We start from the raw sequence: 15,959 nt of genomic DNA on the forward strand, positions 1-15,959 counted from the left end.
GATTCTGTTTGCATCAGAGGTAGCGGTGTCCAAGGCTTATACAAGCGTCTCCAACAGGCTGGTCCAATGACTCATCCCAATGTGCGATTGCACAAACTGGCCAGTAGCTCGCTGCGCATGAATAAAGGTGTCGTGGTGCTGTGCGGTCTGGCATCAGTGTTGGTTGGTCTCAGTGTCTGGGGCCTGAATCGTATGGTCGCCGAGCAGCATGATGCGGTGCGTTATCACTTCGCCCGACTGATAGAGAACATTGGCGAACAAGACACCTTCCTCAGCGCTATCGCCAAGCAGAGTGCCAAGGGACTCACGCTGAATACGCAGCGGATGAGCATGTCTGTTCACGAACCTATGCCCGAGCAAGGCAGCGGGATTTACCGGGCTCAAGAGCTGTCTTTTTCCCTACCTTTCAGCATCAAGATCAACCCGGCAGCGATTGAAACGGCTGAGCGCGCCAAGGTCTTCGCGCTGGGCGCGCACCTGGCCAGTTACTACAGCGCATTCTGGTCGGCCTCGCACTATCAGTCGCCCCAGGTGTTTCTATTCAACGTCCCGGACAACTTTGATATCGCCGTGCCCGCCGCCGGGCAATTACGCGGCGCCGGGCAGATCCAGGGGGTCAGCTTCCAGCAAGTACTGACGCACGTATTGCGGCGCCTGCAGGAGAAAAATCCGCAACCAGTGGACAGCCGGGTTCATTGGGTTCGCTATGGTGCTGAAGTGGATAAAGACGTCGCTCCGAGGATACTGGCTTACATCAATGTCGACCTCCCGGCAAGCCAATTGGACATTGACGGTGCCAGTCCGTGGGTAGTCGTGGCATCGTTGTTGAACCTGAGCCAGATCAACGATATCGAGCGCATCATGAAATGGTCGATCTACGACCGCTTTAGTCTCACCGCGCCCAACGGCAATCTGTTGGTCGGCACCGAGCTGCCCGACCGGACGTTGAGCGAAGGGCTGAATGTTCGTCTCGACGGTCTGGTCTTCAAGATTTCCAATGAAGGCCCGCAACGCTGGACAGCGGTTTACGTAGTCGGCTTCAAGAGCTTTATCGATTACGCATGGTGGCCACTTCTGGGCGTTTTGACTTTAATCATTGCCAGCATTGGTGGGGGCCGGGCCTTCAACCGGTGGTACCAATCCCGCGTTGTTTTCCCCGCGCATCAAGCGCTTCAGAGCATTGCCGAAAGCGATGCATTCAGCCGCGCGGTCATCGACGCTGCGCCGACCGGGCTGTGTGTGGTGCATTGCAGCGATCATCGAGTATTGCTGGAAAACCAGCGTATTCAGGAGTGGCATCAAAGCGACCGACTGATCGCGGCCCTCAATCAAAAACGCCTGCTGACCAGCCCCGGGCAGACCGACCTGGAAATCGATGGTCGCCATCTGCACGCGGGGGTAGTAGGCGCTCGCTACCATGGAGAGGATGTCTGGATCTGCGCATTCCATGACGTGACCCGACATGTAAATGATGCCGCAGCACTGGAGCAGGCATTTCGTGCGGCCGATTCGGCGAACGAGGCGAAAACGCGCTTTCTGGCGACCATGAGTCATGAAATCCGCACGCCGTTGTACGGCGTTCTAGGCACGCTCGAACTGTTGGGCCTGACTGATCTCAAGCCGCGTCAACAGGAATACTTGCGCACCATTCACCGTTCGTCGGCCACCCTTTTTCAGCTGATCAGCGACGTACTCGATGTATCGAAGATCGAATCCGGGCAGATGACCATTGAAGCTCAGGACTTCTGCCCGCTGGAGCTTACCGAAGATACTTTGCGCGCCTACAGTGCGTTCGCCGAAGCTAAAGGCTTGCAGCTTTATGCCTGCATTGATTCGTCGGTCCCGGACCGGGTGCAAGGCGATCCGCTGCGCATCCGGCAGATTCTCAATAATCTGCTGAGCAATGCGATCAAGTTCACCGACAACGGCCGCGTGGTATTACGACTACGGCTGCTGGATCAAAACGCCGGTGGCGCTGACCTGCAATGGCAGGTCAGCGACTCCGGAATTGGCATTTCCCAAGCGCAGCAAACGCAGCTGTTCGAGCCGTTCTATCAAGTGCGCGATGCGTCCAGCGAAGCCGGCGCCGGCCTCGGCCTGGCGATTTGCTGGTGGCTGTGTGAACTGATGGCCGGACAATTGAAAGTGGTCAGCGAACCCGGACTGGGCAGTAGTTTCTCTCTGCATTTGCATGTCGCTTGCGCAGAAGGCCAATTGACCGACTGCCCTGAGTTCGCGCCTGATGCGCCGCCGATTTACGTACAGGCACCGGCGCCCGAACTGGCACAGCATGTCTGCAACTGGTTCAACCGACTGGGCCAAGAAACCCGCATCCTCGGGCCGGACGCGAAACACTTGCCCGGCTCTTCAGCGCTGCTGCTCGATGTGCTGCCGTCCTCGCAACCTGCCTGGGCCGGCCCGCGCGTCATCGCCACGACCGCGGGGGCAAACCCGGCGGAATACACCGCCGAAGGTTGGTCGGTCGATGCGCATGACATCCGGGCGATGGCTTGGGCGGTCAGTTTCGCGCAACAAGGTGCGGGTAAACGAAGCCGAACGGCGCTCACGGAGCAGGTCCGACGCCTGGATCTGAACATTCTGATTGCCGAAGACAACCCGATCAATCGGGCGATCATCAAAGAGCAACTGGAGGCGCTGGGCTGCACAGTGGTCGCCACGGCCGACGGCGAACAAGCGCTGCACCAATGGCTGCCAGGCTTGTTCGACATGGTGCTGACCGACGTCAACATGCCCGTCATGAATGGCTATGAACTGGCCAGGGCACTGCGCAGGAACGATGCTGATTTGCCGATCATCGGCGTCACAGCCAATGCCTTGCGCGATGAAGGCGAACATTGTGCGGCGGTGGGCATGAACGCTTGGCTCGTCAAGCCGTTGAACCTGCACATGCTGCGCACGCAATTGCTCAAACATTGCAAAGTCGCCGATCCATTGCTTGCCGTTGATCCCGACCAGCGTGCACCTGATGTTCCTCGCCCTGATCAGCCGCAGTTTTCGCCGAAAATGCGTGCGTTGTTCTTCAGCACCATGCAACAGGACATTGACAAGGTCACCGCCTCACTTCAAGACAACGACGCGGCTGCACTTGGTCGTCATCTGCACAGCATGGCCGGAGCTTTGGGCGCCGTGCGGGCCGACAGTTTGGCGGACGCTTGTGTCAGCCTCGAGAGTCGCCTGGATGGTCGGCCTCTCACTCCGGCTTTGGCCACCGAGATCGGCGCTATGCTGGGGCGACTGGAAGCAATGCTCGACGCGCTGGCGTAATCAGTATGCATTCAACAATAAGTCAGGGAAAGCCGAACATGGCAAAACTCAACGTCGTGATCGCCGATGATCACCCCATCGTGTTATTGGGTGTACGTGAGCTGATAGAGCGCGATGACCGCTATCGCGTCGTGGGTGAGGCTGTGTGCTCGAACGAACTGATCGAGCTGCTCAAGCGTGAATCCGTCGATCTTGTGATCACCGACTTCAACATGCCCGCTGATTCACCTTACGGAGATGGCCTGAAGCTGGTGGAATACCTGCTCAGGCATTTTGCCGATGTGAAAGTCCTGGTACTGACCATGATCTCCAGCCCGTTGATCCTGACGCGACTACATGAATTGGGCGTCGTCGGGGTCATTCAGAAAAGCCAGCTGCATGAGGAGATTCAATTGGCATTGATGGCCGTGGCGCAAGGTCGCTCGTTCAACAGCGCCAAGCCGGCGCCGACGTGCGTAAAGGAGCCCAATGTAGCGCTGGATGAAAGGATCTCTCGGCTGTCGCCCAAGGAGTTCGAAATCTTGCGCATGTTTGTCGCCGGGCAGAGCGTAACCACGATTGCCCGCAACCTTTCCCGTAGTGCAAAAACCATCAGCACGCAAAAGATTGCGGCCATGCGCAAGCTGGAGGTTTCCAGTGATCAGGATCTGCTAACGTATTGCCTGGAAAGTAACGTGTTTAACTAAGGCTGATCTGTCAGCCGAATTCTATCGAAAAAAAAAGCGTTCACCTGGATAAGCGTGAACGTTGACATCGGACTATCAGATCGCAATCAATCTATTCAAACAGTTGCTTTCTTGGTCGCGGTAGGGATGGCAGTTACCTGCCACCCCCCTCACACACATGGACGCCCCCGGGTCCACAAGCGGCAGGCCCATTTCTCGCGCACATGCTGCTCAACGGTGAAGACGCCGGGCGTGTAATCCAGCTTCTCGCTGACGTCTTCGCCGATGTGCTGAAGCTGGCAGCCGCAAGCGCACTTAGTGTTTCCCGGTTCATGGCGGATCACGGTGCGTGGAAACTGCGCCGGCTGCGGCGCACGCTTGGGGTTCTCACATGGCTCGGCCCGTGCGGCTGGCGGATTGACCGCCTTCAAAATCGGCTTCGATGGCCGCAAGATCGGTGTCGAGCAGGTCATCGAGGAGGCTGCCCTGGTCTGGGCTCAGCTGTTCACTGCGCTTGGCGAACTTGTAGCGTTTGAGGATAGCGATCTCATGGGCAAGTTGCTCATTCACCGTTCGAGGCGGTTGATCTTTTGGCCCATCGAGTCAACCTGGGACAGCAACTGCAAGGCCTGTTCGGTCAAGGCGCGTAGCTGTTCCGGTGTCATCTGGTCGAGGTTGGGCGAGGAAGTCATGCCGCTGATTGTGTCAGAGCAGGCGATCAGCGGCGATAAGCCGGCTAATAGAAGGTGTTATAGCACTGTGATGGTGCCGCCCGCGCCGACTCGCAGCCAAGGCAACACCAACACCAGGGCTTGAAGTTGCTCTCGATCGAGTTTCACTCCAGACCGCGGTGGATGCCGGGCCAGTGAAACTTGCCCTGGTTTAACCGTCGTGCGGCAAGCCAGATGCCCACGCCGTCGTGCACCAAGACTTTCATCCGGTTGGCGCGGCGATTTGCAGAGATAAGCGCAGTGCGGCTTCGCCGCACTGACGGAGACCACCCTGGCGAGCGTGGTGTCGGTACCGGCGCGCATATCCATGTGCTCTGTTGCGAGCCAAATGGAGTCGATGCGGATTACCGGGATCAAGCTCAAGGATAAAACGGGCGCAACCGCCAGGATCTGAAGTTGGCCATTTAAAGGTGAGTTTTTGCTGGCCGGAAGGGATCTCGATGCTGATGGAGGCCTGCGGATCTGACTGGGTTGTGGGTGCGAGTTTCATTGGAACGAAAGCAGGCAGCGCTGGCGGCTGGCAATCACGATACGTAGGAATCCATTTTCGAACAAGGTTGGCGTCGATGCCGTGGCGCAGGGCTACGCTGGCCGTTGGTACGCCTGGTTGCAGGCATTCCTGGACGACTTGGGCTTTAAAGTGCTTGGGGTAAGAGGTTCTTTGGCGCATGGCATTCCTGATGATAAGGGCGATAGTGTCCACATATTTTTAAGTTGACAACATCGCCCTTATCGCTGGGGTCGGGTAGGTGACTTCGCCGGACGGTTACGCTGTCTTCGCAGCGCTTTCGCAACCGAGTAACGCGACGTCACGCCGTTGCGCCTGTTCGTAGGTCTGCTCTCGCTTGAGTATCTGGTATTTTAGGCACCCTGACCAATTCCTCATTGCTTTGCTGGACAGCCAGGCATCAGTTCCATCGTCAATCTGGCTTCACTGATCTGGCGCCTGGAAACCCGCGCATCTTCTGTCGGTATCACGGGTTCGATTTCCAGTTGGGCGGTAAGAGTCTTTCCTCTCGTAAGCTCACCGCTAACGACCGGAGCAAAGGTCCTGCCGGGTTGAAGCAATCGCGAGTCCGAAGCGGCATCATTGATAATTCCGTCAGCAGTACTGCCGGCTATCTGTACACTTTTGCCATCCACTTGCGCGTTGGATAAGCGGATGACCAAGCTGCCGCGCTCCCCGTAAACCACATTGCCGCTGGCGTTTGTCTGACCACGCAGGGTTAGACGCATGTCCTGTATATAGGGGCAAATCACGCTGAGTATTACTGTACGTTTGCCAAAGGTGGAGCTATTGCTTACGGCAGGTGCATTCTGTAATTGCCACCGAGTTTGGGTACCGTAGTCGATGAGTTCTCCCCCGAGCGACACGCTGCACCGTCTATCCGTGGCTAAATTGGATGGCATCTTTTCGACGCCACTACCCAAAGGGGCCGCCTCGCTATAGTGGCTGATAGCAAAGACAAGTGACATTGTCGTCATTAGACTTTTCATAAGATGCCTCCAATTAACGACATTGCGCACTAGCGGATTCATAAAATCCGCCTACATTTGGCTCTTCGGGCAGATGCAGGCTAAACGAGCACAGCCTCTTTCCGGATCGCTGTACTTCAAACCTGACGCCTACGCCTGCATCTGGAATGAATACGCCCTCTCTGTAATTGACGATCGTGACGAAATTACCGGCCTCGTCAAAAACGCTGGCCCCGTGCGGCAGGTACTCTCCTGAACGGTCTCTGACATCAACCAACACTCGGCGCGTACGAACAATATCGAAATTGATGTAACTCACCGAGCCGCGCGCAGCTTCTGTCTCATGCCAAGCGTTAGCAATATCGACGTTCTTGGGTAGGCTTTGTGTATCCACCTGCACATTTGAGCGCTTGAATCCAGCGAGCGACGGTATTACCGCGTATCCACTTGCGTCGGTCCATGTCGTTCCCGACGACGTATCGACTTTCACACCAGCCTCCTCACCGACTTTGGCGATGCCATAGGTATCGCCCACGCGGTAAGGCGACAGTGTCACGCCGTCTGCGTGCCCCACCACAGCGCCTGTGGCGCGTACGGACCAGGATGTATAGTTATCCGAGTCACGGCTCAGACTGCCGCCAAGTTGGCTGATGGGCGTCACCATATCCACCGTACCGCTGTTAGAAACTCGTCGATTCTGGAAATCGCGCTCGCTCGAAAGGCTCCAGCCTCGGTCTCTGCTTGTTCGGTCACTATAACGGACGCCCGCAAGGCTACTGTTGCTGGTATTGCTGACATAGCTACTGACGGTACGATTACCGAAAGGAATATTCAGGGTCAGATACAAACGTTTCTCCGCGTCAATAGCGGACGTTCCAGAGTTCTGTTCAACACTGGCTCCGATATAGACATCGCCGAACTGCCTACTCCAGCTGCCACGCAGAAACGTGGTGTTATCCCCTTCAAAAGTAGTGCCACGTGACAGGGAGAGAGATAAGCTTCCAAACGTCTCAGTCGCCCAACTCACACCCGCGCCATACTGCCTTAGACTACGGCTTATGGAGTTTTCTAGATATTCCTCCTGCAGGGCATCACTCAGTTCCCGATAACCACCGGATTGTTGGCTTGCGTTTATCACGACGCTGGTGCGTTCGCTGAGGTTGCGGCTCAGGGATGAGGTAAACGATTCCCCTCGATAGTTATTTATAACGTCCTGGGACAATGTGGCTTGTATGGATAACTGCGTAGCATTCCACGGATCGGCATCCAGTCTGAGGGCCCCGGCGCGATAGGCAGTGGAACTCAGTAATCCCACATTAAGGACGGTACGGGGATTTAGCACCCAACCATTAGCGACGGTCCCAAGCATCGGCGATTCATTACTGCCCTGCTGCTCCAGCCTGCCGATGCCAAAAGAAAGGCCGGGAGCCACAGCATTGCCATTGAGCAACAGCGCCGAGGCCGGCACAATGAATTGACGTTTTTCACCATTGCTGCCGGTCAAGGTGACCTCCAGGTCGGAGCGCGTATTCAATAGCGACAGCCCTTGAAGTCTAAATGGTCCAGCCGGGACAGTGGTGCTGTGGACCAATACGCCGGACTGGCGAACTTCGACGATCGATTGAATATCGGCAACCCCCTCAACCAGCCCAGGGCCGCCAAGACTGCTCCGTAACGAGGCTTCGGGGAATACCTGAAAGCCGATTACCTGGCCTGTACCGAACATCGAGTTGGACAAGCTGACCTGGCCTGCTTGAAACACCTGTTGGGTACTTAGAAAACTACGCTGCGCATAGGCAGCCTGATGCTGCATCGTATCTATGCCATCAAGACGCGTGAGCGTCTGGCGACTGCGAACAATCCAGTCATTTGCGTTGAATCCGGCCTCGGTTCCCAATTGCATGAAGTTGACGCCAGACGCAGCCCCTGCTGAGTCCATATACTGGGCATCGTAGTTAAGCATTCCAGCAAGCCCACCATGGGTCCAATTCCCGTTTTCTATTCCGGGGAAGGCAATGGCCTGTGGAGGTACCACCAGTTCCACTCGCCCTTCAGCAGGATCGAGAGTCAGCTCGGTCTGAGGCCACAACTCCTTTAGATCAGCACATGTGTCTACTGAGTCGGCAGACGCAAGTTTTAACCTAGCTTGCTTGAAGAAAACCCCATCGGCACATAACTGGCCATTATCGTCAAAACGGGCCATGAACTTTCCTCGCTCAGTGCCGTTCACCGTGAGCGCTACCGTGCTCTGTCCAGGCATAAAGTGCGGAGCCTGCCGAAACAGCGCCATAAGCGAAGGATCCAGACCTCGGGATGTTATGACTCCCATATCGAACTCAGTATCTGGTGTGGACTGTTTGTTTTCTTCGGCCTGTATCTTTGACATGCTGAGTAAGGTGCCTAACAGCGTCAGTGCCACCAGACAATAATGAACGACCACTTGAACTTGCGAAAACAATGAGAATGCCAACTTAGTCTGCAAGGGGAGAGTCGTAGTTTCCTGCGCTAAAGCCCCAAGTAGTGGCTGGGGAAATACGAACTTTCTGGGTAACGCCAATATGTTTATCTCCCTCCGGTACGATGGTCAACATCTGGCCAGGGAGTACATAGGCGTTAGGTAGCGTCCACGAAGTATTATCCGGCAAGGTTTGCACATTTTGCCCAAGACGAACCACATAGGGTGAAGGATTACTCAGTTCAAGATTACTCCCCTTAATTTTCCAAACGAGGTGCTTCCACGGCTCCAGATCTTTCTCAAGTCCTGCGGGACGGATAATCATCGGCAAGTTCTGAACGATAGAAATTCTCGTCTCCTGCACGTCTTTTTTTTGCGGAGGCACTCCCTCGAATATCACGCGCTTCAACCGTTCGGTCTTTAATGGGACCTGGCTGGTCATGATGAAACGTACACGTTGGATTTTTCCCGCTTCTACCCTCGACACTGGCGGGATGACGCTCACCAACGTTTCGGTATCCTCAGGAATATTTTCAATGGTTGTCAGCAGTAAGTTCGGGAAAGTATCTGTACTCTTAACGTTGACGGCACCCTCACCTTCACTTTGTTCAACAATGACAACGGAAGTCTGAGGCACCATTCCGGTCGCCTCAACCCCCAAGGAAGTAAAGCACAGGATTATCCCGCTGAAAAAACAAGGAGAAAGTCTCATGACTTGATACACCACTTTATACAAGCCAGCAGGTTACGTTAATTAATCTAACTAACGTAACCAGCTGGACATGAACTTGAAGTCAAGCGCCAGCAGTCCAGTAACAACCTGTAAATTATAGATAAACCATTTCAAGGCTAATCATGCCATCTATATTGATCGGCTTGGTCATATCAAGTTCTGAGGTCTTGTTGATGTATGCCTGAGCACTCACCTTTCCTGACATCGTGGTGAATTTCGCAGGGGTGGTCACTCCTTTTTTGCTCCACGAAAACATGCGAGTCCACTGTGGATCAAACAAGAACTTGGATGCTTCATTCTTGCTCCAATCGACTTGCCCCCAAGTTTTCGATAACGACTCCGCACCATCGCCATCGAGCGTCACACTGGCAGGATCAATACTGAAAGCCACCCCCCCGATTTTTTTCGTGCCGGCCAAACCCAACCCCACAACGCCCAGGCCGTCCGTATCAAATAGTTTTACGGGTGAGATCGCGATGTTATTGCCATTTTCCGTAGCGCCCGCGACAGTACCTGCACGGGAACTCCGGGACTTAAGCGCCACACTGGCCGGTGCCTCACAAACAATACTGATATCGACATCTTTAACAGGTAACGTGGTGAACGCCGTTGCCGACAAGGTATTAGGGGAAATCACGCCATAGTCCACTACTCCTCCACCTGATATCGTTGGCGTACAAGCTACCGGGGTAATGGTGCCCACTACCCGCAGATCAACGCTTTCTGCTAATGCCGGAAGCGAAGTACTAGCCACCACCGCCAGGCCGGCCACTGTTTTATGCAATATTTTCATTTACGACCCTTACTTAAATTATCGAATCACTCTGCCGTGTATTGATGCACAGGGGACTGCGACGATATTCAAGGGTGTAGAGAAAATTCGATATAAGAGGATTCTTATTTTCTAACCGTTCTCAGCAAAAGACACTATTTGGCAGCTGTCACTTTGGCCATTGGACGCAACGTTAATCACGCGTTGTGCGTGGGTGTGCAATGCGTCCCAATGGCGAAGCAGATCTGCACCGGCATTGGGAAGGCTCACCCGATTGGTACAGAGCTGGAGAACGCTGACACATATTGACTACGCTTGCCCCCTGCTGGAGGGATCAGAGCAATCGCTAGTAGCGTGCGATCAGGGAGGCGTAATGAGCGCGCGGGAAAAACATCATCGCTACAAATAAACGAGTTCCAACATCAGCGTCGCGCTGTAGGCGCCAACTACCGGCATAACCATGACGGCCTGCATCGGTTTGACAGTCAACTGGAGATTCAACACGGCGTCTTGCTGTGAAAATCATTGTCCCTCCAAGTCTTTTATCGACTTAGCGCGTGATGCGTTACGTCGTTCAAGAGGGTTTTCAAGCCTAGATTGTGACTGCATGATTAAAAACGGCCATAGTGATTTGCTGGGCACCATCGGACTGACCTACCCGACCGATCTGGCCGATAGCGGATCAGCCAACGGGTCGATAGCTTTATCAGCGAAAACCTCCATGTCCGCATTCGCTTGTTTTTCACCGACCGAATTGGTCTTTGTCGAGTCAGGCTCAGACATAGCGATCCGTTTCGGCGACCTCCCGGACAGTTCACTGATCGCCCGCTCCCTTGGCGCCGATAGACAATAGTCGGCTGCTCTCCACAGTATCTCGAGCAGCACGGCGCACCACAGCCCCCTAGAGACCTGCAACACAACTGTCTGGTTCAACTGCTCGCAGATTTCACCTTGATCGCTGGAAGTTCATGTACAAGGACGTGCCAACCACCATTCAAGCCAAGGGCAATCGCTTGACCAATGACGGTTTCACCCTGCGTCAATGGGGAGTTCGAGAGTGAACGATTACGGATTGTCGACGAGGCCGTCGAGACGCAAACGGAAGGTTCGCGTATCTACTTCAGTCGGTAACCTGACAAGTGCCAGCGCACAAAATGGGCCGAATTGGGCGTCAGATCCTGACGAAAGAAATGCAGCGGGGTTTCCAGTTGCGGCGGTCGATCGGTAATCAGAATCATCCCGGTCTTTTCCGGGTAGCGCACCTGCTCCCTCGATGCAGTCTGGCCTGCAATTACCCAGTCCGGCGAACCCGAAAGCACCTGCCTGGGCAGAAGGCTAACTAAACCGGCTCCGGCTGCAAGTCCGAGCAAGCGCCTGCGGTTGATTTTCAAAAAAGTGTCGTCTGTATTCATGTTTACTCACTGTGGCCGGCAGAGTGCCCACAGGGGGGTTCGCATTTAAAATAAAATAGCGCTTACCATTAAAACGGAACCTTCCCTCCACTAAATAGTTTAAGTTGACACTCCGGCCAGCCACCATCAGACGATTCTGAAATAACTTCACACATGAGAAACAACATCAAACGCAACTTTTATCTTGTTTCGCGCTCACCCCGCTACGCCGATCAATAAGATTCGTCCATCCCCATCCCCGTCCCTCTTTACATTTTAACTCGTGCATCACGACACAACTTACTTCGATCATGGATACATAAATAAATGCTTTCGAAGCATTGTTGACACTTTCGACGGCGACTCGTTAGCAGCACATCGCTAATATCTAAGGGTACTCATTATTTCCTCGACCACCGGCTTCGTGTATTTCTCACTGGGGGTCATTCTCCGGTGGGTCGTTACTGCGGAACCATTCACCTTGATCGAATGCCTGGTAAAGCGAGAAAGCGGGCTGAGGCATGTCGTTAGTCATGCCTACTTCAACCACGGCTCTGCAGTGCAACGCCGAACCTTTCGCAAATAGGGACAAGATTATTCAGCGTTAACCTCTGCTTCCGCTTTCACCGACAGCTCATTGAGTTCGATCTTCAGTAACACCATGATCATGAGCTTCATCCGGTTACCGATAAATTTGCGTGACGTGCTCATCGTTGAGTTCTGCTCGCACGTCGCCCCAGCTTTTGCCGCTGTCCAATCCAAGGACGTTTTTCACCTTACCGACGAACATTAGGTTCCGCTCTCGAATGCTTGCAACAGACCAGGCAGGCCGATGCGCTTCAGTAATATCCTTACAACACGCTGTAAACGAATACCCGCTACCGCAACCGCATTCGGCTTCACCATCAATGAAATCCGAGGGCGGCGATTTCTTCAGATACTCATTACTGCCTGAAGTACGCCGTACGGGTCCTGGTAGAGGGTCGAGCCATCCTCGTAACCAACGAACATTTCCCCGCCGAAATGCCAAAGCTCGTCAGCTGGCGGGAGAAGCACTTCCCCAATCTGGCCCCAATCACCGGCGTATTCTCGTTCCGGGTAGAGCCAATCCTCTACAGGCGCCGCCACATGTTTGCAGGCGCGAGATTTTAGAAGGTAATTGATTGCCAGCACTTGGTCTCGGGACAGTGCCCTGGAACGGATCCATACATCCGTTCGAGCCAAGCTTTTTCCGAAGTTGCGGGCATTCTGTCTCTCGGCTAACAGGTCGACACCCTCTGTCTGCTTCGCGTAATCGAGGTGGCTAAGGATTAGGCAATGCTCGGCATCTAGAGGGAAAATCGTTTGCGTCCCGTTCCATTGCACGGACGGTTCATTTGGGTAGCGACACGTCGGCACCTCTGGAGGGCAGGCCGCATTGTAGAGGGTGACAGGATTGTCAGTAATGATGAATTTAACGTCCGACTTTTTCGCGGAGACGATCTCACGACCCCCTTCACTCCAGATGGTCAAGTTCAGTGTCAATAGGTGCTGCATTTCTCTCATTAGCCCGGACTGATCAAGCTACGAGTAGTGCGCGTTGATCCAATCTAGACCCTTTGGTGTGCGTAACTTCTGTGCCCCGAGGTACTTGAAAAAAGGCGTAAACGCTTCATGAACTTCCTCTGGCTGACCACCGGCCGGTTGACGAATCGCAACAGCCCCAAAATTGTCGATTTCTCCAAAAATCAAGCGCTCTATTTCATCATTGGGCTGTCAGCCAGGCTAGGTAGTGTAGAGATCAGTTTTTTTGAAGCTGCTCTTGGGGACACGATTTTCCTTCCGATAGATGGTGGGTGACAGGTCAAGATAGAAAAACTGGGCACCAGCCGCAGGAAGGAAACGCTTCTGGTACCAGATTGGTACGTAGTGGTTTTCGTGGGTCTGTAGGTCCATTGATAGAGGTTTCCAGAGGCTAGGGTTGATACATGACCAGCTTCACATCGTCAGGTGGGCGCTAAACATCACGGCGCCTTACGGGCAGCCTCCTTTAAAATGAATGATAACTATCGACGATAGCTAGCCCCCATACTCCCATCCACGGTTGAACACTCACGCATGTATTTTCCCTGTGCTTCGCAGCCATCGGACTCTGAGTTATCTCCGACGATCGATATCCCATTCAGAAATCGACTCGCGCGAGCTGAACGCCTTTCAAGCAATTGACGTGCTTCTTGATTGATTTTGATGGCCATCAACGCTTTGATGAATTGCACTTTCTTACGTCTGTTTTTCTGTTTTCGCACAAAGAGGTTTCTCGCATTGGCACCAACGCAGTGCTGCCACTACCAAAATTAACTTTGGGGAACCGGCATTTTGTGTCCGCTGGGTCGGTGAACTGTGAAGCCGAAGCTGAACCTTTCCAACCACAGTCATGCTAATGAGTTCATGCTCTCAATACACGCTCAGAAGCTGAGTTCGGTAGTGCTGTGAAAAGTTGAGTTCATACAATGCAGGCTCAGATGAGCCGAGAATCGAAATTGCGTGATCGCTCCCCATTCGGGAAAAGGCTCCGCCCATTGAACCTCCTAAAATGGAGATCTCAATGCCGCTAGGATCTTCTGGATGGTCGTTAATCTGGTCGTCGCACTCAAACTGCGAAGCTCGTACGACACTCAATACGGCATGATCATCGGGCAAATCATCGGCCAAACGCTCCGAGTACTGCTGGAGCGCTGGTTCCGCGAGAACATATAGCCAAGCTTTTCCATCCGCATCACTTGAGCGCCTAAGAATTCTGCCCAAGACCTGGCGATAGTGCAGTTCGGTACGTATACGACTTAGATGACAGCAAACCTGCAGCCTCGGTATGTCCGTCCCCTCGCTGATCATGCCAACCGCAATAATCCAAGTGCAGCCACCATGTCGATAATCATTGATGACCTGCTGCGCGTTTGGCGTCTTATTGGTCACGACCTGACAAACCTCCCCCTGAGCACGCATAAGGTCAGCTATGCGGTGAGCGTGCTCAATGTTTGTCGCAACCACCAGCCCCCCGGCTTCCGGATGTCGTTCACGGATTTCGCGAAGCTTTGTGCACCCTAAAAACAGAATCTGCCGCAGGATATCGTCATGAAAAAGCAGATCTTCATAAGACACGGGTGACTCAGAAAGTAGCCTGGCAATACTCGGATACGTCGTGACGGTGCCTTCTGTGGATAGCGTTTCAGTTAATCTCACCATGTTGTTATCCAATACGACGATACGCGGTGACCGACATACGCCGTCAGCGATTGCCTCCTGCAGGCCATATCGGTAATCACAGATCAGCACCCCGTCTGGTTGAGAATATCGAGCAAGCGCTATTGCCTTCTGGTCAGACCTCCAGGGTGTCCCCGAGAGCGCAAGAGTGAAGGTGGCGCGATCTTGAATCCTTTGCACAATCTGCTGACCCCATGCATTGCTTAACAGCAAGTCATGGCCGGCGCAGTGATGGATTTCATCGAAAACTGCGAACACCCTATAGTCGTCGAACAGCTTCCAGAACGCTGCGTCTCGATATTCCATCCCTTGATACGTGCAAACAGCTCCGACGGCACCTATCAATCCATCCAGGCGCTTCCCTAGAGCGGCGGAGAATGTTCTCTGAAATCCATCCATTGTTTGCCGTGACGGAGCAAAGCAGAGAATCAGATCTATCTTATCTTGCTGAAGCAATTGCCTGGCCAACTCCGCTGCCATTTTCGTCTTGCCAGCACCGGGAGTTGCTTGGCAAAAAAAATGAGGTTGCTGGGTGAAGTGCTGCATAGCCAACGTAATGCAGTCGTGCTGCCATACCCTGAGAGTGGAGTTCATGTGGCAGAAATCGCCTTAAGCGTATTCTCGATTGCACGAACGTGACCAAGTAGCTTTGAACTCCTGTCACGGACTTCTATATATACCCCTTCAAGACGCCCCTTCAGATGTGGGATCTCCTCAAACAACTGCTTGTAGCGCTCGGTCTCGCCCAAGGATGAGAGCAGATCAAGCCGGGTCTCCTTCAGCATCACTTGAAGGCGGGCTTGGTCGTCTTGCTCTTCCCTTGGGTTAGACGAAGGGCATGGTCTTTCTCTTCCCTCATCTGCGAGAACATCCAGCGAATCGACGCTCTTGGAGAAGTTCCCATCTACCAGTACGAGCTGCAGCCGTTGCGGCATATCCAACAAACGAAACACTTGCCCCCGCTTCTGGCGCTGCTCTGCCGTCTCCGCCCAGCCAACGCGAACTAGCCTGCGGATTTGTTCATAAACATAGACGCGCACATCCGCGAGCCGAAAGCTTGAGGGAGGAAGGAGAGCTGCATACGCGTCTCTCAACTGGCGGGTCGTGAATTCCTCAGAAAAATGCTCGCAAAGCAGAGAATGGAGCTGCCTGTCGAATTCGAATAAATCTTGTTTCATGCAGGCGCCTCAATGATCTTTAACAAAAATACG

General features: G+C 53.8%; 13 protein-coding genes and 1 pseudogene. 3 read left to right on the forward strand and 11 right to left on the reverse strand.

The window, feature by feature from the left end; genetic code table 11:
• Positions 1-66 precede the first annotated feature (66 nt).
• Both CCX46_RS22650 and CCX46_RS22655 read left to right on the forward strand, forming a co-directional pair.
• Positions 67-3,285 (forward strand): hybrid sensor histidine kinase/response regulator, encoded by a 3,219-nt coding sequence (locus CCX46_RS22650; RefSeq protein ID WP_127929392.1) that lies wholly within the window; start codon positions 67-69, stop codon positions 3,283-3,285.
• 38 nt (positions 3,286-3,323) lie between these two features.
• Complete coding sequence (locus CCX46_RS22655) at positions 3,324-3,971, forward strand: response regulator (protein WP_127929393.1); 648 nt, start codon at positions 3,324-3,326, stop codon at positions 3,969-3,971.
• 179 nt (positions 3,972-4,150) lie between these two features.
• Here the strand turns inward: CCX46_RS22655 and CCX46_RS22660 are convergent.
• The 9 genes and pseudogenes from CCX46_RS22660 to CCX46_RS22705 all read right to left on the reverse strand — a co-directional run.
• Positions 4,151-4,642, reverse strand: a pseudogene (locus tag CCX46_RS22660) (IS66 family transposase zinc-finger binding domain-containing protein); the annotation flags it as partial.
• A gap of 143 nt (positions 4,643-4,785) precedes the next feature.
• Positions 4,786-4,887, reverse strand: coding sequence for an IS66 family insertion sequence element accessory protein TnpB (gene tnpB / locus CCX46_RS31210; RefSeq protein ID WP_446730732.1), 102 nt, complete (start codon positions 4,885-4,887; stop codon positions 4,786-4,788).
• A complete protein-coding gene (gene tnpA / locus CCX46_RS30660; RefSeq protein ID WP_158013188.1) occupies positions 4,884-5,351 on the reverse strand; it encodes an IS66-like element accessory protein TnpA in 468 nt (155 codons plus the stop codon). The genes tnpB and tnpA overlap by 4 nt, the downstream gene beginning before the upstream one ends.
• 212 nt (positions 5,352-5,563) lie before the next feature.
• Positions 5,564-6,178 carry a hypothetical protein gene (locus tag CCX46_RS22675; protein ID WP_127929394.1) on the reverse strand — a complete coding sequence of 205 codons (615 nt, stop codon included), beginning with the start codon at positions 6,176-6,178 and terminating at the stop codon, positions 5,564-5,566.
• A 13-nt stretch (positions 6,179-6,191) separates the two neighbouring features.
• Complete coding sequence (locus CCX46_RS22680) at positions 6,192-8,639, reverse strand: fimbria/pilus outer membrane usher protein (protein ID WP_202978057.1); 2,448 nt, start codon at positions 8,637-8,639, stop codon at positions 6,192-6,194.
• Positions 8,629-9,324 (reverse strand): fimbria/pilus chaperone family protein, encoded by a 696-nt coding sequence (locus CCX46_RS22685; RefSeq protein ID WP_127929395.1) that lies wholly within the window; start codon positions 9,322-9,324, stop codon positions 8,629-8,631. Before CCX46_RS22685 ends, CCX46_RS22680 begins: the two co-directional genes overlap by 11 nt.
• A gap of 115 nt (positions 9,325-9,439) precedes the next feature.
• Entirely contained in the window at positions 9,440-10,138 is a 699-nt protein-coding gene (locus CCX46_RS22690; RefSeq protein WP_127929396.1) for a DUF1120 domain-containing protein, read from the reverse strand.
• Positions 10,139-11,232: 1,094 nt separating this feature from the next.
• Positions 11,233-11,529 carry a hypothetical protein gene (locus CCX46_RS22700; RefSeq protein ID WP_238704351.1) on the reverse strand — a complete coding sequence of 99 codons (297 nt, stop codon included), beginning with the start codon at positions 11,527-11,529 and terminating at the stop codon, positions 11,233-11,235.
• A gap of 912 nt (positions 11,530-12,441) precedes the next feature.
• Positions 12,442-13,044 carry a DUF4238 domain-containing protein gene (locus CCX46_RS22705; RefSeq protein ID WP_158013189.1) on the reverse strand — a complete coding sequence of 201 codons (603 nt, stop codon included), beginning with the start codon at positions 13,042-13,044 and terminating at the stop codon, positions 12,442-12,444.
• Between the two features lie 117 nt (positions 13,045-13,161).
• On the opposite strand from CCX46_RS22705, the gene CCX46_RS22710 reads away from it, so the two are divergent.
• Positions 13,162-13,347: a hypothetical protein gene (locus tag CCX46_RS22710; protein ID WP_127929398.1), complete on the forward strand. Its 186-nt coding sequence runs from the start codon at positions 13,162-13,164 to the stop codon at positions 13,345-13,347.
• 594 nt (positions 13,348-13,941) lie between these two features.
• Here CCX46_RS22710 and CCX46_RS22715 read toward each other — a convergent pair.
• Positions 13,942-15,342, reverse strand: a complete 1,401-nt coding sequence (locus CCX46_RS22715) for a DEAD/DEAH box helicase (protein ID WP_127929399.1) — start codon at positions 15,340-15,342, stop codon at positions 13,942-13,944.
• Positions 15,339-15,926: a hypothetical protein gene (locus tag CCX46_RS22720; protein ID WP_127929400.1), complete on the reverse strand. Its 588-nt coding sequence runs from the start codon at positions 15,924-15,926 to the stop codon at positions 15,339-15,341. Before CCX46_RS22720 ends, CCX46_RS22715 begins: the two co-directional genes overlap by 4 nt.
• Positions 15,927-15,959 lie beyond the last annotated feature (33 nt).

The sequence above is a fragment of the Pseudomonas sp. RU47 genome (genome assembly GCF_004011755.1).
In the GTDB taxonomy this organism is placed as follows: domain Bacteria; phylum Pseudomonadota; class Gammaproteobacteria; order Pseudomonadales; family Pseudomonadaceae; genus Aquipseudomonas.